Raw genomic sequence first — 18,205 nt, forward strand, 5'->3', positions numbered from 1 at the left:
ATGCGCCGAGGCCACCATCGGGAACTTGCCGCCCGGCACGTAGCAGCCCACAGACTGCACCGGGATGTTCTTGTGACCCAGGATCACGCCCGGCAGGGTCTCGACCTCGATATCCAGCATCGAGTCGCGTTGCGCCTGCGCGAAGTTCATTACCTGCTTCTGTGCAAACTTGATGTCGGCCAGTTCGCGCTCAGACAGCGAGGCGATCAGCTCGTCAATCTGTTCCTGGCTCAGGCGGAAGCTTTCCGGCGAGTAATTGTCGAACTTCTCCGACAATTCGCGCACAGCCGCGTCACCGCGGGTTTCGATGTCCTTCAGCGTCGCTTCAACGACGGCGCGGGTCTTGGCATCGTCCTCGGCCCGGTCGGCCTCGGGTTTGCCGCGTTTCAGATGTTTGATAGCCATTGTCCTAATCCTCAATTGTCGGGCCGAGGCGGAGTCTTTTCTCCCCGGTCGAATGTTTCCCAGCCTTCGCCGTTAAATAGGTCCACGCCCAGTTGGGCGGCAACATGGGCGAAATCGACATTCACCCAGTTGTCGACAATCTTGCCGTCGACAACTTTCCAGAAATCCATATAGCGGATTTCGACGCGCTTGCCGGTGGGCGCGATGCCCAGGAATTCACCGGAATGGGTTGCCTCTTGCCGACCAAAGGCCGCAGCCCATTCGCCCATGTAAAGCCGGGCCTCGTCGATGCAGGTCTTGTCGGAAAATGCAGCCTGAAATGGGCGCTGCCAGTTTTCCTGAAATTCCTTGAGCCCGGTCTTGGTGCCGCAGCCCTGGTTGCCCATCCAGCGAAACCCTTCCGTAAAGAATTCGCCAATGTCGTCAATGCGGTGGTCGTTCAGCCCGTCGACCATCGCCTCGATCACGGCGCGGGTTTCGTTTGTCTTGTTCATGTCCGTGTCTTTGGTCAGCACGGCCTGTTCTGGGCGAGAGCCCTTCATGTGTCTCTTCCTTTTTTGGTTGCCAAGGGAAATTCAAAGCTGACGGGGAGAGTTAGTCGGCTTTCAAAAAGTCCCTTGGCATCCGGTTGAGCGCCGGATGGCGCCCAACTGCATTATGTCTGGCGGCGCAGCTCATTAGCCCTTTACCGCTCCGGCGGTCAGACCGCTGACGATCTGGCGCTGGAAGAACAGGATCAGGACAAACAGCGGAGCGGTGGCAGAAACCACGGCAGCAACCGCGTACATGACCTTGCCTTCAACCTGGGTGGTACCCATGAAGCTGTTGATGGCGGGAATGATGGTCTCATTCTCTTCACTCAGAAGCATCACGGCCACGGTAAAGTCGTTATAGGCCAGCAGGAAGCTGAACAGACCGGTGGTGATCACGCCGGGCCACATGACCGGGACAATCACATGCCGGAAGGCCTGGAACCGGGTGCAACCATCGACCATGGCACTTTCGTCCATGTCCTTGGGGATGTTCTTGAAGAACGAGTGCAGCATCCACAGGGTAAAGGGCTGGTTAATCGCCACAAGCACGATGATGGTTGTCGGCAGGATGCCCCAGACATTCCACTCGAAGAACCACAGCAGGTAACCTGAGACCAGTGTCATGTGCGGCATCGCGCGGAACACAAGTGCGGCCATCAGGATCCAGAAGGCATAGCGGAAACCGGACCGTGCCAACGCATACCCCCCAAGCGTTCCGAAGGTCAGCGAGATGAGCACGGTGAAGAAAACCACGATGCCGGTGTTCTTGAAGTTGAACCAGAAATCTTCCAGAACCCATGCCCCGTGGTAACCGGCACCGGTAAAAGCACTACCGGTTTGCTCGATCGTATTGGAACCGGTCAGAGCGTTCATCCAGTCGGCCTTGGATAAGAAGTCTGCCTGTACCTTGAAGCTGCCCCAGAAGGTCCAGAAGAACGGGAAGGCGGCAATTATCAACCAGAGGGCCACTAAACCGTAAGAGAACAGCTTTAGCGGAGTCATGCGGGATTGTGCTTTGGTCGCCATGTCGTGTCCTCAGTGAGATTTACGGTTGAAGTCGCGCCAGGTGCGAACAAGCACCGGTGACATCAGGATCAACGCAAGGATGATGGTAATCAGCGAAGTTGCACCTGCTGACGCATAGAGCGGATTGCCGCTTTCGCGCAGATCGTTGAAGATGATCCAGCTGAGCGACTGTGCATGGGCTTCGGCTTTGAAGCTGACGATCGGTTCAAAAACCCGGAAGTTATCCATGATCAGCATGAGCGTGACAAACGAAACCAGCGGCATAAGGTGCGGAACGATCACGTGGATCAAGCGCTGCCACTTCGTCGCGCCGTCGATCTGTGCCGCTTCCATCGTATCATCGGGAACGGTTTGCAGACCCGCGTAGAAAGTGATGAAACTGAACGGCAGGGTATGCCACACGCCGTAGACCATCAGCATGGTCCATGTCAGCGCCGTAGAGGCTTTTAGGCTCAGAGTCGGATCATTGAATATGCGCTGAATGTTGGCGCCGATAACGCCGTCGCCATCGACCATCCAGAACAGGATCAATGAGCCAACCAGCGGAGTAACGAGAAACGGCAGAAGTGATATGAAGATCGCAACGCCTTTGAGAGCGCGGGGCAGGTTGTTCACACCCACGGCAATTGCCAATCCAAGGGCCAGAACCAACGGTGTGACGATAAACGTATATGCCAATGTAAACGTCAGGGCGCTGTAGAACGGCAGGTTATACACTTTGGCAAAAAACTCGCCCATGGTGGCAGAGCTTGACCAAGCCTCGCCTAACTCGGCAAAAGCCAGATGTGAGCGGTTGATATAAGTGCCGAAGCCGTTGAACCGGCCCAGAGGCTGCTCGGCTCGCAGCATGGCAGTGGCCTCGGTATCGACCGACGTGGTTGGCGTGCAACCAAATGGACCACAGCTTTCGGAAACCACCAGAACCTGCTCGTGTTCGACGAAAAGCGATTGAACAAAGACCGAGACGATCGGCAGCGCAATGAACAAGATCATTGCGGAAAGCGTCGGCAGAATGAACCAGAAAAAGGTGCGGTGCTTCATAGCGTGCGTCCCAGTCTAAAGTCCGGAAAAAGATGAGGGGGCAAGTTGAGCCCCCTCCAGTCGGGGAGTGTTATTCGAGGAAGCCGGCTTCTTTGGCCGAGGTCCGGTAGGCGGATTCGACGTCCGCCAATGCTTGTTCAGCGCTTTCGTCACCCTTCAGGAAATCCGTCAGTTCCGAGCCGAGCGCCGCGTGCAGCAGACCCATCTGCGGAATCATGGGATATGGCTTGGCACCACCCTGCACCGTTGCGGCAACACCCGCCGCCGCCGGTCCGGGATTGAACCCTTCAAGCAGCCAGACAGCATCGTCGTTATTTGCAGCCACCATTTCCGGGGTCAAACCGCTGATCAACGCCGCAAAGGTTGCCTCTGCTTCTTCGTCAGACACGTTGGAAGCGATTGCAATGCCGTCCCACCACAATGTGGAAGCGGGGATCGATCCGCCACCGACTGTCGGTGCCGCAGACAGAACCGTGTTCGAGGTCACTTCTTCGGTGGAGCCTTCGTCATCCAGCATCGGCGCACCGCGCGAACCCCACATGACACCCAGAGCCGCCTGACCGGATTCCCACAGGCCCTGCGTTTCATTCGACGCGTGGGTCAGATGGTCGGGATGGGCATATTCGACCAGCGCCTTCATGGTTTCCAGCGCGGCCAGGCCTTTTTCATTGTTGATCGACGGCTCGGCAGAACCGGGCACGAAGAACTCGCCGCCGTGGCCAAGGTAAATCATGTTAAACACTTCACCCACGTTCCAGCCGGTCTGCAGGTTCATAACCAGCGGGTGCTCCATGATTCCGGCAGCGCGGATTTTCTCAGCGGCCTCGATAACCTCTTCGTAAGTTGCCGGAATGCCGTCAACGCCCGCCTGCTCCAGAATGTCCTTGCGCGAGAACAGGTGCTGGGAGTTTGCCATGAAGGCCACAGCCATGACGTTGCCATCAATGGTGATCAGCAGGTTTGGCGGGATGCTGTCCTTGTATTTTTCGACCAGATCGTTCAGCGGCCGGACCAGACCGTCATTCATCAGTTGGGTCAGCGTCGCGTTGGCCAGGATCACCGATGTATATTCTGCCGGGTTCGGCGTCAGAGCTGCGTTCATGATCTGGCGCGCTTCGGTGGTGTGGTTGGTGTTGAATTCAGCTGCGGCCCCACCACAATTGGCTTCAGCGGCTCCCGCGACTGCGTGGATTGCCGGGAAGTCGCTGGCGAGGATTCGAATGGATTGACCTTCCGGGCCACATTCGGCGGCGTAAGCTGCCGAACCCATCAGACCTACAAAAGCGGTTGCTGTAGCGATTTTTCTAAGGAACATTTCTGTCTCCCTGTTTTTCTGAGTTTTTTGAGTGCGTGGCCCGTTCACGCATGAGTTTCTAACGCCGGGGTTTGTCCCCGATCATAAAGCGGGGCCGTGTTCAGATCCGGGCACCGGTCTTGCCGTCAAACAGATGGCAGATTTCAGCTGGAACCGAGATTGAAACCATGTCGTCGATCTCTGCCCGGAAATTCTTGTCTGCTTTCACCGATACCAGGGCACCACCGACGCGAACCGAAATCATTGTGGCGTCGCCCAGCAATTCCTGCGTGTAGATAGGCGCGTTGATCTGCCCCTGCCCTTCGGCAGCAAGGCCGGCATCTTCGGCCCGGAAACCCAATGTCATCGGGCCGTCCGGAGCGTTCAACCCCGTGATTTCGACGTTTTTGGCCGTAAACGTGCCACCCCGAACTTCGCCTTCCATAAGGTTCATTGCCGGATTGCCGATAAAGCTGGCCACAAAGGTGTTGGCCGGGGTGTCGTAAATCTCGGTCGGGCTGCCAACCTGCTGCACAACACCACTCTTCATTACCACCACACGGTCGGCCAGCGTCATCGCCTCAATCTGGTCGTGCGTCACGTAGATCGTGGTCACCGCCAGTTCATGGCTGAGGTTCTTGATCTGCGCACGGGTCGACACGCGCAGCTTTGCGTCGAGGTTCGACAGCGGCTCATCCATCAGGAATACATTCGGTTCCCGCACGATGGCGCGGGCCAACGCAACACGTTGGCGCTGACCGCCCGACAATTCTGCGGGCTTGCGGTGCAAGAAGTCGTCCAGTTCGACCATAGCGGATGCGCGGCGCACTTTTTCGTCATGCGTGGCGGGATCGATGCCGCGAACCTTCAACGGGAACCGAATATTCTCGTAAACGTTCATGTTCGGATACAGAGCGTAAGATTGGAACACCATCGCGACGTCACGATCCTTGGGCTCCATATCGTTGACACGGGCGCCGTCGATCAGGATGTCACCCTCACTGGCATCTTCCAGACCCGCGATCATACGCATCGTCGTGGTCTTGCCGCAGCCTGATGGACCAAGAAGAACCAGAAACTCTTTGTCGGAAATCGTCAGGTCGAAATTGTCGACCCCGACAAACGAACCCCAACGCTTTCCAACGTTGCGAAGTTGAATCTCGGCCATTGAGTCCCTCCCTGATGGGTCGCCGTGCATACGTATGCAAAGAGACTAGACGAAGGACGATATTCAGTATAATGAAATCGTTCTATGGTAGATATAAACAAAATTAATTTGAGATTGATCGACACAACGGTGCTGTTGATCTTCCTCAGCCTTATGCGGCATCGCAAAGCAACAGAGGTTGCACGCGAGATGGGATTGACCCAACCGGCTGTCAGCCATGCCCTGAAACGACTTCGCATGCTCTATGAGGATCCGCTTTTTCTGCGCCGCGCGCACGGGCTCGAACCGACATCGCTGGCGCATGAATTGGAACCCAAAATTCGCAGGATTGTACGGCTGCTTTCAGAAACGCTCGAAGACCCGGATAAATTCGACCCACTTTCCACTGCGACCGACCTCAGGATCGGCGCGTTCGATTACGAACTGACGAGTGTGATACCAAAGCTTGTTGCCGAAATGCGCAATCTCAGCCCAAACATTGATGTACAGGCCTATCCATTCGTCTATAGCGAGGCGCTCGACGCTCTTGTGCATGGACGGATCGACCTCGCCATTGGATACTTTGATATTCCACAAAAAAGCGAGGCGTCTTTTGTTGTCGAGGACCTCTATACAGAGCACTACGTTCTGGCTGGTCGCCGCGACCACCCTCTGTTGACTGCAAACCCGACACTCGATGACATGGCGCAAGTGGACCACCTGCTTGTGTCGCCCCACGGTCTGATCAGAAACAGGGTGGACGAAGCGTTGCGAATTCAAGGCTACAAAAGAAAAATTCGCACGGTCGTTCCTTCGCTTTTTTCGGCACTCTCGATCATCGAAAAATCGGATCTTGTCGTAACGCTGCCCGAGCGTGTCGCCCAAACCAATGGACAACGTTTCGATATCGTCCACAGACCATTGCCGATTGAGGACGGCGGTTTTCAACTGCAAGCTGTTCGACACGCACGCAATGCCAACAGTCCGCTCCACTTTTGGCTGCTCGAAAACTTGCGCCGGGTTGCGTCCCTTTAGGTGTTCGGGACAGCGACCAGAACAGCCCTGTCCTACCGCCTGAACATGCGTGGTTCGACGGGCCTGAATTCACAAGTGCGTGGCCTTCGTCTGCGAACGTACTGGACACGCAAGGTTTAGATCGACAAGTACACATGTTGCAAACAGGCGAAAAACTCGGGAAACAGCTGTGAGCTTTCAGGAAGAAAAACAAGTCGTTCGAGACCTTTATACTATATTGGACGGTACTTCTCCGGATCGAATCGGGTCGATACTTTCCGACGTAATGACACCCGATGCGCTGTGGCGCGGGTTCCATCCGTTTGGCGAATTGACCGGCCCGGACGCACTGGCTGAAAAATTCTGGACGCCGCTGCGCCTGTCACTGACACGGATGCAACGGCGGCAGGACATCTTCTTTGCAGGGCGCAACGAGATGGACGGGTTCACAGGCACCTGGGTAGTATCGATGGGTCACTTGATGGGCCTATTTGATCGGCCCTGGCTGGGCATCGCGCCTACCGGAAAGATGACTTTTCTGCGGTACTGCGAGTTCAACAAGGTCGAAAATGGCCGCATCGTGGAAACCGCGATGTATTTCGACATTCCGCACCTGATGATGCAGGCAGGGCTCAACCCCTTCCCGCCGCAGACAGCGGCGCATCTGGTACAGCCCGGCCCGCTGACCCACGATGGATTGCTCTACGATGATGCACCTGAGGCTGAGGGTCAGGCCACGCTTGCCGCCATCAATGCCATGATCGGCGATTTGGGTACCTGGCAGTCGGGTCTTCCGATCGAAGATGAACTCACCCAAACCTGGCATGACGACATGATCTGGTGGGGCCCTGCAGGGATCGGTGCAACCTACACGATCGAACGCTACGCTAAACAGCATTCGGGCCCATTCCGCGCATCCTTCACGGACCGTTCAAAGACCAAACACATCTGCCGCATGGCTGAAGGCCACTATGGCGGCTTTTTTGGCTGGCCGAATTTCACGGCGCGGCCTACCGGCGGGTTCATGGGCATGCCCGCCACCGGCAAGGCCGGTGAATTCCGGGTGATCGACATCTATCGCCGCGAGGGTGACAAGCTGGCCGAAAACTGGATCTTTATCGACCTGCTGCATTTCTGGAAGCAACAGGGGGTCGATATCCTGGCACGCATGGCGGAAGTACCGCGGACATGACCGGCTGGATCGACGCACATCACCACCTTTGGGACCTTGAGGCAGTACACTACCCGTGGCTGATGGCGCGCGGGGTGGAAAGGTTCTTTGGCGACCCGACACCGATTCAACGGAACTATCTGCTGGATGAATTCCGGTCCGAGGCCGCACCCTGCGGAGTCGGTGCTTCGATCCACATCCAGGTGGGGGCCGAAAACGGTTTGGACGAAGCCCGGTGGGTCCAAAACGCCGCCGATACCAATCCAGACTGGCCAATGGCGCAGGTTGTGTTCTGCGACCTGACCTCGACCAACCTGCCCAATCAGCTTGACACGTTTCAGGCCCTTCCGACTGTGCGAGGCGTCCGCCAAATCGTTGGCCGCGCACCCGGAGAGGATGCGCAGACAGGCACCAATACCCTACTGGACGATGCACAATTCCTGGCCGGGCTGCAGGAAGCTGGGCGGCGCGGTCTCAGCTTTGATCTGCAGCTCATTCCTGAGTTGTTGGAGAAAACGGCTGGGGTACTGGCGCAGGCTCCGGACACCCGGGTTGCGCTGTGTCACGCAGGCTCACCGCATGACCGCAGCCCGGCGGGCCTGAAGGACTGGGCTCAAAGACTGCGCGCGCTGTCCGATCTGCCGCATGTCTCATGCAAGCTCTCCGGTCTGGGTATGTTCGATCACAACTGGTCGCCTGAAAGCATTCGCCCGATTGTCGAAGCCTGTCTTGAACAATTCGGACCTGAGCGGGTCATGTTTGGCTCAAATTTCCCGGTCGACAAGCTTTACGGCGATTACGCCTCTCTGATGCAGGCTTACCATGATCTGGTGCCCGCTGAGGTGCATTCGGCGGTGTTCAGAGAAACCGCAGCACGTTTCTATGATCTTGAGGTGCCCCGAGATTGATGTTCACCTTTGAAACCACGGTGAAGCCTGAATGGATCGACTACAACGGCCATATGCAGGACGCCTATTACGGGTTGGTATTCAGCCACGCCGTCGATGCGATGCAGGATGAGGTCGGCTTCGATGCAGAATATCGCGCGCGCACCGGCTGCACGATCTATCTGCTGGAGGACCACAAATATTATCTGCGGGAAGTTAAGGAAGACGACCATCTTCGTGTTGAAACCCGCATTCTGGATTGCGATGAAAAACGCTTCCACCTGCATATGCAGATGCTGAACGGTGATGATCTGGCGGCGGTTGGCGAATTCATGGAGCTTCACGTCCGGCAGAAACCAAGCTCCCAAGCCGCGCCGATACCGGATGAGATTCTGCAGCGTTTGCAGGCGGCGACACTCCCGTCTGGCGATGCGGCAGAACTAAAGCACCGTTCACGTTCGATGATGATCGCACGCAACTCACGCTAAACTTGATACCGACACAAGTGATTGAATGACCCTCCTCCACCGGAATGGTCAGAAACGTAAGAACCACATGGCGAACAAGCGACAGTCCCGGGCGAGACCCCGTGGAATATGCACGGAACGAGGACAGCCACGTAAGGCGATGCCAACTTGGTTACGTGTAAGCAGCCAAACGGAAGCCTGCCAGAAGAAAGGCGTCTAAAGTCGCCAAGACAGTATCTTCAGACTGACGTTGCTTTGCGTCTGGCAGGGCAAGTCCGAAAGCGAGTATTACTTTGCGGCCATGACCTCCACTTCGACTTTGAACTCTTCGCGCGTGAACCCTGAAACGATCACCAAGGTTGAGCTTGGCACCCGCCCGGTTCCGGCCAGAAATTCGTCCCGTGCACGCATGTAATCCGCCATGTATTCGCGGCTGGTTACGTAAGCTGAAATATGGGCGACATCGGAGGGTTCCATTTTTCCATCGCGCAGGATTTCGCGGATGCATTCGAAACAAATCACGGCCTGTTCATAGCAACTTTCCGGGATCGAATCATCGGTCCGGATACCGAGCTGACCAGAGGTGACAACCATCCGTTTCCCAGCCGGTATCTCGGTGCCATGGACATAATTACCAAATGGAGGTCGAATGGACTTTGGTGTTAAGGTTATCATTTTGTTGCTCAATTTCAGATCACACAAAAGGCTTGCAAGATAGCTGTGAGTTTGCAAGCCTAAAGAAACTCTCTGGCACAGATCAATATCAGGGCCACGCAAACCAATTCTCTGAAGGAGGGAGAATATGGCACCGCGTGTCCTTTTGGTGCGCCATGGCGATGAGCCCAACGATGACCGAGTCGTCACCTGGCTGGCTGCAAACGGCTATGAAGCCGTAACACGCAAACCCTTTTCCGGGGACCGTCTGGATAATGTCGGCGAGGTTGTCGCCTCAGTGATCTATGGTGGTCTGTTCGATGTTTTTGAAACATCAAAACACCCCTTCCTGCTTGAGGAAGATCGCTGGATCAGCCAATGCCTGGAACAGGGAATTCCGCTGCTGGGCATCTGTCAGGGATGTCAGCAAATTGCCTATCACCTGGGCGCCTGGGCCGGAGCGCCGGAAGACGAATATTTTGAGTTCGGATACTACCCGCTGGAGCCCACTGAAGAGGCCGAAAGCTTTCTTGCGGAGCCGCTGGTCGTCACCCAGGCGCATTATCACACCTTTGATCTGCCCGAAGGGGCGGTCCGGCTTGCCGGCAATGCCCAATACCCAAACCAAGCCTTCCGTTACGGCGATAACGTCTACGGCTTTCAGTTCCATGCCGAAGTTACACCAGCCGGGTTCCGCCGCTGGCAGGACAGCAAAAAGCATGTGTACGGAAGGCCCGGCGTGCAGGATGTGCAGACACAGAACCGTTTGATGGATGCGCACGATGCAGCGCAGGGGCGTTGGTTCAACGGGTTTCTTGACAGTTTTCTGGGGCGGGCGGCATGAGTGTTCAAGGGCATTGGGCCGATCTGAAGGCACCTGATTTCCGAGCATTGCCATCTGACACGGTGGCGGTGCTGCCACTGGGCGCGACCGAACAGCATGGTCCGCACCTTCCGCTTTCGGTCGATACTGACCTGACACAAGAAGCGATCGCGCGAATGCTGGCTGAACTCAGCGTTGAGCAATCGGTACTGGTACTGCCCTCGCTGACAATCACCAAAAGCAGCGAACACAACCATTTCCCCGGCACGCTGAGCCTGTCGCCCGAAACGCTACTGACCGTACTCCGCGATATCGGCGCTTCGGTGGCGCGGGCCGGGGTTGAGCGTCTGGTCCTGTTCAACGGGCACGGCGGCAATACCGCGTTGTTGCAGGTCGCTGCGCGTGAGTTGCGGATCGACCACAATTTGATTGTGGCGGTGTGTTCGTGGTCCGGTTTCGCCGAAACCGAAGGGCTGTTCGATCCGACCTCTTATGCCGTGGACCTGCATGCCGGCGACAGCGAAACCTCAGCCATGTTAGCGACCCGGCCCGGTCTGGTGGACATGGGCAAGGCGGAGAATTTTCGCACAGCGATGGAAGATTGGCAGCAAGAGTTCAAGTTCATCGGCCTGACCGGCCAGCCAGCCGCCCCCGGGTGGATTGCAGGTGATCTTAACCCTGAAGGTGTCTGTGGCGATGCCTCTTCCGCCACTGCGGAAAAAGGCGAGGCGATGCTAGCCTCCGCCGGGCGCAACTTCGCACTGTTCCTCGCCGAGTTTGCCCGGTTCGACCACAGGAGCACCTCATGAGAGATGCTGTTCCCTCCATCGCACGGCTGCCCGGTGTTCTGGTCCCCATCTCGCTGCTGGCGGACAAGAAATTCGGTGAGCAGCGTCAGGGTGATTGCCTTGCGGGCGATCTGATAATCCGCGAAGGCCGTGTGGCAGGGCTGGAGCCCGCCAGCGCATCTCCGACCTGCCTGGTTCTGCCCAAATTTTCCGAACCACATGTGCATTTGGACAAGTGCCACACCATCGACCGGATGGATGGCGTTGGCGGCGGGCTGGCCGAGGCCATTGAGGCCCAGGCGCTGGACCGCGAGAACTGGACCGAAGCTGATATCCGTGCGCGTGCGGGGCGCGGGTTGCAGGAATTACTGAATGCGGGCTGTGCCGCCATTCGCACGCATGTGGATTGGGGCACACCCACCGATCCGGCGGCCACTCCCTTGGCGTGGGGCATCATAGGGGAATTGGCCGAAGACCTGCCTGACGGTATTGTCATGCAACGCGCGGCGCTGACCGATGTGGCCCGAATGACCGAGGATGTTTACGCCGCGCTTTGTGCCCGTCAGGTGTCGCAGGCAAATGCGGTCCTGGGCGCATTTGTTCTGGACCAGCCCAACCGGCGCGAGGGAATCCTCAACACGTTCCGTATCGCGGAAAAGATCGGCGTGGCGCTGGATTTTCACGTCGATGAGGGGCTGGAACCCGGTCTCGACGGGCTGGAGATGATCGCGGATGCCGCGCTGGAAACCGGGTTTCAGGGCCCTGTACTGTGCGGTCATGCCTGCAGCCTGATGAATTTTGAAGCCCCAGACGTTCAGCGCATCGCTGACAAACTGGCACGGGCTGAAATTTCCGTCGCTGCTTTGCCCGCGACAAACCTCTATCTTCAAGGCCGCAGCGACGGAACACCGGATCGGCGCGGCATCACCCGTATTCGCGAATTGCAGGATGCGGGCGTCAACATCGTACTGGGTGCCGACAATGTCCGCGACGCCTTCTGCCCGCTGGGCAGCCATGACCCGCTGGCAACCCTTTCGCTGGCCGCTCTGGCGGCGCATCTGGACCCGCCATTTGGCAGCCATCTTCCAATGATCACCACCAGCGCGCGGCGCGCGCTTGGCCTTGCCCCCGTAACCGTCGATGGGGCCGCAATCGGGGATCTGCAACTGTTCGACGCGCCCTCGGTCACGGCCATTCTGGGCAACGGCAGCTCGCCGCGCCCGTTGGCCGTGGCCTTGCAAGGAGAACAATAATGGTAGCGAAAACTATGGACCGCACCGAATCCGACTGGGACGCCTTTGCCGCCAGCCTGGCCCCGGTCGAGGTGATCTCGGAACCTGTGCTGGTCAAGAAACGCTCGCGGGATTTCTTCTGGTACAGCCCGCTGCTGAACGCGCAGCTCAGAAAGTGCTTTGGCGATCTGGTCGCGGTCCCAAAGACCACGTCCGAGATGCGCCACTGCCTGCAACGCGCCTATGAGGAAGACCTGCCCGTTACCCTGCGCGGCGGAGGGACCGGGAATTATGGACAGGCGGTGCCCCTGAAGGGCGGGTTGATCATCGAATCCACGGCGATGAACAAGATCCTTGAGATAGGTGAAGGATATGTGCGCGCCGAGGCGGGTGCGCTGATGGCGGATGTGAACGCGGCGTTGATGGCGCAGGGCTGGGAAATGACCATGTTCCCGTCGACGCAGGATATCGCCACCATTGGCGGCTTTGTCGCCGGTGGGTCCGCCGGTATCGGCTCGATTGCTAACGGGGCTTTACGCGAAAAGGGCAACATCATCCAGCTCAAGGCGCTGTCGATGGAGGCTGAACCACAAGAGCATGTATTCGACGCCGAAGAGGCGCTACAGATTCACCATGCTTGGGGGTTGAACGGAGTCATCACCGAAGTCACCCTGCGCACCGTGCCGCACCGCGACTGGGTCGGCTGCATGGCGACTTTTGATACTTACCGGGATTGCTATGCCGCAGGTTACGCCCTGGCTTCTGCGTCAGATATCGGCCGAAAACTGGCCAGTACGGTCGAAGCGCGGATCGTCGAATATTTCCCGCGCCTCAAAGGACACATTCGGGAAGGCAAGCATCTGCTGGTCTCGCTGGTTCCGGCCGAGGATATGGAGGCGTTCCGAAAGCTGATCTCGGATCAGGGCGGCCATCTGGACCTTGCTATGACGGATGCAGAACGTCAGGCGGTAAAAATACCGCATGTTTTCGAGTTTGCGTATAACCACACGACATTGCAGGTGCTGAAGGCCGACCGCTCGGCCACCTATCAGCAGATCGGCGTACCCGATCCTGCGGACGCCGATGCGGTTGCCGCCGTGGGTGCCGCTCTTGGCGACGACGTCTGGCAGCACCACGAATTCGCCCTGCTGGACGGCAAGATCGTGGCCTTTGACCTGCCGATCATCTGGTTCAAGGACGAGGCACGGCTGCGCGAGATCGACGGCATCTATCAGCAGCACAACCACAGCGTTGCGGATGCGCATACTTATCATATCGAAGGTGGCGGGCTGAAGAACGCCGACTATCGCCATCTGGCGTGGAAAAAAAGGATGGACCCCAAGGGACTGCTGAACCCCGGCAAGTCACGGGCCTGGGAAGAGGTCAAACACCTCTCCGCTGAGGAAATCGAAGCAAAGGCAAAGGGTTAAGAACATGACGACCATTCAGACAAAACCGCTGACACCGCAGTTCGGGGTCGAGATCTCTGGGATCGATCTGGCGGACGTGCGGGCTGACAGTCTGTTCCCTGAGTTGCGTGCGCTGTTCGAAGAACATTCCGCCCTGCTGTTTCGTGGGCAGGACGTGAGCGATGAGCAGCACATGGCGCTTGCGAAACTGTTCGGCCCGATCGAGGACCGGCAGGCGGATGAACGCAAGCCCGGCGAGAAGTTCGAAGTTCCCAAGGTGTCGAACGTGCAGGAAGACGGCTCGACCACCGGTGAAATGGACCTCAAGACGCTGAACCTGAAATCGAACTTCCTGTGGCATTCCGACAGCACGTTTCTGCCCACCCCGGCGCTAACCAATATCCTGATCGGCCGGGTCGTCACCACCGAAGGCGGCGCGACCGAGCTTGCCAGCACCCGCGCTGCCTGGGCAGCGATGCCTGAAGAGTTGAAGGAGCGCGTTCGCAACCGCGGCATCTGGCACCGCTACAGCCATTCACGGCGAAAGATTTCTCCGGAACTGGCAAAGCTGCCAATGTTCAATAAATGGCCCGACCAGCACTGGAATGCTGTGTGGCAGAACCCGACTAACGGGCAGGAGGCACTCTATGTCGCAAGCCATGCCTTCAAAGTCGACGGCTATGACGAGACCGAAAGCCAGGCGCTTCTGGACGAGTTGATTGCGTTCTGTACACAGCCGGAATTCGTCTATTCCCATCGGTGGAACGTTGGCGATGTGCTGATCTGGGATCAACGCGCCGTCATGCATCGCGGTACTCCCTGGCCCTATGAACAGCCTCGCACGCTGTCGAGCATCTGCAGCACAGCCACCAAAGCAGACGGTATCGATCTGATCCGCGTTCCGGCCTGAACCGGAGCAACCAAACCCCGCCTTGCGGGCGGTCCACCTCACGACCTAACAGAGAGGAAACGCAAATGACGTTTAAAACACGCAGCGGCAGACCACTGCCGGAAACCCTTCTGGAATCGGCACCAAAACCCGACGTCGATCCGGTCTCACGACGCGAATTCCTGACAACTGCCTGTAGCTTTGGCGCAAGCGCGGCAACGGCCTATGCCATGATGGGAATGGCCGCCCCGGCCCGCGCGGCCACGGATGCGCAGATGGGCGGCACCGTGCGCATCCAACAGCAGCTGGTGACAATGCGCGATCCGCGCAAATTCGATTTCAACTCGCTGGCGACCTTCACGCGCGGCTGGCTGGAATATCTGGTCCAGTACAACTCGGACGGCACGTTCACCCCGATCCTGTTGGAGAGCTGGGAAATCAACGATGATGCCACCGAATATGTTCTGAACGTCCGCAAGGGTGTGAAATGGAACAATGGCGATGATTTCACCGCTGATGATGTTGCCTTCAACATCGAACGTTTCTGCGACAGCACCGTTGAAGGCAATGCCATGGCGAATAAGTTCGCGGTGATCGTTGATCCGGACAGCGGCAAGATGATGGAGGGCGTTCTGGAGGTTGCGGACAGCCATACCGTTCGCCTGACCCTGCCGCGGTCGGATATTTCGCTGATCGCTGGTCTGGCGGACTATCCCGCAGCCATCGTTCACCCAAGTTTCGACGAAGCCAGCATGCTCGACAACGCGATCGGAACGGGCGCTTATCTGCCGGAAAGCTACAGTGTCGGGGACAGTGCCGCACTGGTGCGCAATGAAGGGCATGAATGGTGGAATGCCGGCAATGGTGCCTATATGGACCGGGTCGAATTCATTGATTTCGGGGCCGACCCAAGCGCCTATTTCGCCGGGGCCGAAGCCGATGAATATGATGTCACTTACGACACCGAGGGCGACTATATCGCTGCATTCGACAGCCTGGACGGCTGGACAAAAAACGAAGTGGACACCGCCGCCACGGTGTTGGCGCGATGCAATCAGCAGACCGAGGTCGACGGCAAGAAGATCTATGCTGATGCCCGTGTACGTCGCGCACTGGCGCTGGCGGTCGACAACGCCCAGGTTCTGGAACTTGCCTATAACAATCTGGGCAGCGTCGCCGAAAACCATCACGTCTCGCCCAAGCATCCCGAATATGCCGATATCGGCACCCCAAAGCGCGATGCCGCGGCGGCCATGGCCCTGTTGGAAGAGGCCGGGATGAGCGATTACGAGTTCGATCTTGTCACACTCGACAGTGCGTTCTGGAAGGCCACAGGTGATGCCATTGCCGGTCAGCTGCGCGACGCGGGCATCAAGGTGAAACGTACGGTCTATCCGTCTTCGACCTTCTGGAATGAATGGGCGACTTACCCCTTCTCGGTCACCAACTGGAACCACCGCCCGCTTGGCATCCAGACATACGCGCTCGCCTACAAAAGCGGAGCAAGCTGGAGCGAGACCGGCTTCGAAAATGCCGAATTCGACGCGTTGATCGATCAGGCATTGGCAACACCGGACCCGGATGCCCGGCGCGAAGTCATGACCAAACTGGAACAGATCATGATCGATGAAGGCGTGATCATTCAGCCCTACTGGCGGGCGCTTCACAATCACTGCAAAAGCAACCTGAAAGGGGCTGCGGTGCATATTTCCAACGAGCTCTACCCGCAGAACATGTACTGGGAATCCTAAACCTTGCTGCCTTTCCGGGCCGGTCCCGGACAGGCAAAAACCACGGAAAAAAGATGCTGGATACTGTTTTACTTGTTGCCGGGTGCGTCAACCTGGCATTCATGGCGGCCTGGCTGACGATAGGAGTGCTCGAGAACCTGTTTCACCCGTTCTTGAATGAAACCTATACCGCACAGGTCATGGATATGGAGAGGATGCGTGAGGAATATCCGGAAGCCTACGAGCATGTTGCTTACCGGCGAGTCACCAACCGTAAGATCCGACGCCGATTGTTCTCGTTCATCGTCGGCTGGGAAATGCTGGCCGTCGCGGGACTTTGGCTTGGTGTAGGAGCATTGGCCGGCGCAGCCTCGGGCCTTGTCGTTATTTCGACAGGACTGTCGCTGGGCTTGATTGGCGCAATGATGTTCTGCGCCACATGGGCCGGCTTCCTAATCGCGGGGAACTACTTTTGTTATTGGTTCGGGCATGAAGGAGGCCAGAATACTCACTTCCAGATGTTGCTTTGGGGACTTGCCAATTGCGTTGGGCTGATCGCGCTGGCCATCTATTTTGCCTGACCTCATTCGCGCATCAGACAACAGGGCAACCAGTTTGCAAGTTGCCCCCTCAATTCTGAGTTTGCCGATCGGTTCATTTGAGTTGACGGCAGCGGCGCCTTTCAAACAGTGAATTGCAGAAAGGTTCAGGGACAATAAACAGTCCTGTTGTTGGCCTGCCCTATTGAGTGTTGGGCGTTTTTGTACGCTGTGCACGCGTTTCCCACAACCCATTAGAAGGCAATAAATTGGAAGCCACAGGTATCGCTCTGCGCATCGGCGCAACTTTCTTTTTCACCTTGATGGTCGTCTTCGTGAAGCTCCTCGCCGATGCTGTGCCTCTGGGTCAGGTGGTTTTCTTCCGCAGTGCCGTGGCACTCATCCCGCTTGTCCTGTTCCTGATGTGGACGCGGAATTTTCCCGCGAGCCTGCGCACGCGACGGCCATTTGCGCATATCTTGCGCTGCCTTTTGGGCTGTATGGCCCTGTTTGCCTCGTTTGCCTCATTGAAGTACCTGCCGCTTGCGCATGCCTCCACCATTGGCTACCTGACGCCCGTTCTGGCGGTGGTACTTGCCCGGTTTTTGTTGGGAGAGCATGTGACCGGAATGCGGTGGTTCTGGGGTTCCTGGGCATGCTAGTCCTTGTGCTGCCGGAGTTCCAGGCCGCAACCCTGGACCAGCCCTATCTGATCGGCGTGGCACTGGCCCTCGCCATGGCCGTCCTTACTGCCGGGGCCAAAATTCAGATCCGCAGCCTGGCGCAGACAGAAAATGCCGGATCCATTGCATTCTACTTCGCGCTCACCAGCGCCGTTGCCGGCGCGGCTTCAGGATTTTGGGGTTGGGTTGCGCCGGATCTGCTGCAACTGACCTATCTGTGCGGCGCCGGTATCGCCGGGGGTATCGCACATATCATGATGACACTCGCCTTGCAGCATAGCGAGACTTCCAAACTTGCCCCTTTTGAATACCTATCGCTGATCTTTGCTGTCATTACAGATTTCCTGCTGTTCGGTTTTCTGCCCGACGGGGCGTTCTACATTTCGACGGCAATGATCCTGGTGGCGATGTGGGCAATCACGTTCAAAGATCAGGTGGCGCTGAGGAAGAAGGCCTCCAAAGCGGCTTAAATT

20 protein-coding genes are annotated in these 18,205 nt (G+C 57.5%); 13 read left to right on the forward strand and 7 right to left on the reverse strand.

The window, feature by feature from the left end; genetic code table 11:
• The 6 genes from ACOQFT_RS00845 to ACOQFT_RS00870 form a co-directional block, all read right to left on the reverse strand.
• Positions 1–405, reverse strand: a 405-nt coding sequence (locus tag ACOQFT_RS00845; protein WP_421596177.1) for a histidinol dehydrogenase, incomplete at its 3' end; no start/stop codon positions are given.
• An 11-nt stretch (positions 406–416) separates the two neighbouring features.
• Positions 417–947 (reverse strand): ester cyclase, encoded by a 531-nt coding sequence (locus tag ACOQFT_RS00850; protein ID WP_421596178.1) that lies wholly within the window; start codon positions 945–947, stop codon positions 417–419.
• A gap of 135 nt (positions 948–1,082) precedes the next feature.
• Positions 1,083–1,964: a carbohydrate ABC transporter permease gene (locus tag ACOQFT_RS00855; protein WP_421596179.1), complete on the reverse strand. Its 882-nt coding sequence runs from the start codon at positions 1,962–1,964 to the stop codon at positions 1,083–1,085.
• A 9-nt stretch (positions 1,965–1,973) separates the two neighbouring features.
• Complete coding sequence (locus ACOQFT_RS00860) at positions 1,974–3,005, reverse strand: carbohydrate ABC transporter permease (protein ID WP_421596180.1); 1,032 nt, start codon at positions 3,003–3,005, stop codon at positions 1,974–1,976.
• Between the two features lie 70 nt (positions 3,006–3,075).
• Complete coding sequence (locus ACOQFT_RS00865; RefSeq protein ID WP_421596181.1) at positions 3,076–4,320, reverse strand: ABC transporter substrate-binding protein; 1,245 nt, start codon at positions 4,318–4,320, stop codon at positions 3,076–3,078.
• A 100-nt stretch (positions 4,321–4,420) separates the two neighbouring features.
• Positions 4,421–5,467 (reverse strand): ABC transporter ATP-binding protein, encoded by a 1,047-nt coding sequence (locus tag ACOQFT_RS00870; RefSeq protein WP_421596182.1) that lies wholly within the window; start codon positions 5,465–5,467, stop codon positions 4,421–4,423.
• A gap of 84 nt (positions 5,468–5,551) precedes the next feature.
• Here ACOQFT_RS00870 and ACOQFT_RS00875 point away from each other — a divergent pair, with 84 nt between their 5' ends.
• The 4 genes from ACOQFT_RS00875 (at position 5,552) to ACOQFT_RS00890 (ending at position 9,006) form a co-directional block, all read left to right on the forward strand.
• Positions 5,552–6,481: a LysR family transcriptional regulator gene (locus ACOQFT_RS00875; RefSeq protein ID WP_421596183.1), complete on the forward strand. Its 930-nt coding sequence runs from the start codon at positions 5,552–5,554 to the stop codon at positions 6,479–6,481.
• A gap of 265 nt (positions 6,482–6,746) precedes the next feature.
• Positions 6,747–7,652 (forward strand): ester cyclase, encoded by a 906-nt coding sequence (locus ACOQFT_RS00880; RefSeq protein WP_421596229.1) that lies wholly within the window; start codon positions 6,747–6,749, stop codon positions 7,650–7,652.
• Positions 7,649–8,539 (forward strand): amidohydrolase family protein, encoded by an 891-nt coding sequence (locus ACOQFT_RS00885; protein ID WP_421596184.1) that lies wholly within the window; start codon positions 7,649–7,651, stop codon positions 8,537–8,539. The genes ACOQFT_RS00880 and ACOQFT_RS00885 overlap by 4 nt, the downstream gene beginning before the upstream one ends.
• Positions 8,539–9,006, forward strand: coding sequence for a thioesterase family protein (locus ACOQFT_RS00890; protein WP_421596185.1), 468 nt, complete (start codon positions 8,539–8,541; stop codon positions 9,004–9,006). Before ACOQFT_RS00885 ends, ACOQFT_RS00890 begins: the two co-directional genes overlap by 1 nt.
• A gap of 267 nt (positions 9,007–9,273) precedes the next feature.
• Here ACOQFT_RS00890 and ACOQFT_RS00895 read toward each other — a convergent pair whose 3' ends face one another.
• The gene (locus ACOQFT_RS00895) at positions 9,274–9,660 is read right to left on the reverse strand and encodes a RidA family protein (protein WP_421596230.1); all 387 of its coding nucleotides are present in this window, start codon (positions 9,658–9,660) and stop codon (positions 9,274–9,276) included.
• Positions 9,661–9,787: 127 nt separating this feature from the next.
• Between ACOQFT_RS00895 and ACOQFT_RS00900 the strand changes: the two genes are divergently transcribed.
• From ACOQFT_RS00900 to ACOQFT_RS00940, 9 genes are all read left to right on the forward strand, one after another.
• Positions 9,788–10,483 carry a glutamine amidotransferase-related protein gene (locus tag ACOQFT_RS00900; protein WP_421596186.1) on the forward strand — a complete coding sequence of 232 codons (696 nt, stop codon included), beginning with the start codon at positions 9,788–9,790 and terminating at the stop codon, positions 10,481–10,483.
• Positions 10,480–11,271, forward strand: a complete 792-nt coding sequence (locus ACOQFT_RS00905) for a creatininase family protein (protein WP_421596187.1) — start codon at positions 10,480–10,482, stop codon at positions 11,269–11,271. Before ACOQFT_RS00900 ends, ACOQFT_RS00905 begins: the two co-directional genes overlap by 4 nt.
• Positions 11,268–12,503 (forward strand): amidohydrolase family protein, encoded by a 1,236-nt coding sequence (locus tag ACOQFT_RS00910; RefSeq protein ID WP_421596188.1) that lies wholly within the window; start codon positions 11,268–11,270, stop codon positions 12,501–12,503. Before ACOQFT_RS00905 ends, ACOQFT_RS00910 begins: the two co-directional genes overlap by 4 nt.
• Positions 12,503–13,912: an FAD-binding oxidoreductase gene (locus ACOQFT_RS00915; RefSeq protein ID WP_421596189.1), complete on the forward strand. Its 1,410-nt coding sequence runs from the start codon at positions 12,503–12,505 to the stop codon at positions 13,910–13,912. Before ACOQFT_RS00910 ends, ACOQFT_RS00915 begins: the two co-directional genes overlap by 1 nt.
• Positions 13,913–13,916: 4 nt before the next feature.
• The gene (locus ACOQFT_RS00920) at positions 13,917–14,801 is read left to right on the forward strand and encodes a TauD/TfdA dioxygenase family protein (protein WP_421596190.1); all 885 of its coding nucleotides are present in this window, start codon (positions 13,917–13,919) and stop codon (positions 14,799–14,801) included.
• A 65-nt stretch (positions 14,802–14,866) separates the two neighbouring features.
• The gene (locus tag ACOQFT_RS00925; protein ID WP_421596191.1) at positions 14,867–16,531 is read left to right on the forward strand and encodes an ABC transporter substrate-binding protein; all 1,665 of its coding nucleotides are present in this window, start codon (positions 14,867–14,869) and stop codon (positions 16,529–16,531) included.
• Between the two features lie 53 nt (positions 16,532–16,584).
• Positions 16,585–17,091: a DUF2165 family protein gene (locus ACOQFT_RS00930; protein ID WP_421596192.1), complete on the forward strand. Its 507-nt coding sequence runs from the start codon at positions 16,585–16,587 to the stop codon at positions 17,089–17,091.
• Positions 17,092–17,318: 227 nt separating this feature from the next.
• Positions 17,319–17,711, forward strand: coding sequence for a DMT family transporter (locus tag ACOQFT_RS00935; protein ID WP_421596193.1), 393 nt, complete (start codon positions 17,319–17,321; stop codon positions 17,709–17,711).
• A complete protein-coding gene (locus ACOQFT_RS00940) occupies positions 17,705–18,202 on the forward strand; it encodes a hypothetical protein (RefSeq protein WP_421596194.1) in 498 nt (165 codons plus the stop codon). The genes ACOQFT_RS00935 and ACOQFT_RS00940 overlap by 7 nt, the downstream gene beginning before the upstream one ends.
• Positions 18,203–18,205 lie beyond the last annotated feature (3 nt).

Source organism: Ruegeria sp. MALMAid1280, assembly GCF_049195285.1.
In the GTDB taxonomy this organism is placed as follows: domain Bacteria; phylum Pseudomonadota; class Alphaproteobacteria; order Rhodobacterales; family Rhodobacteraceae; genus Ruegeria.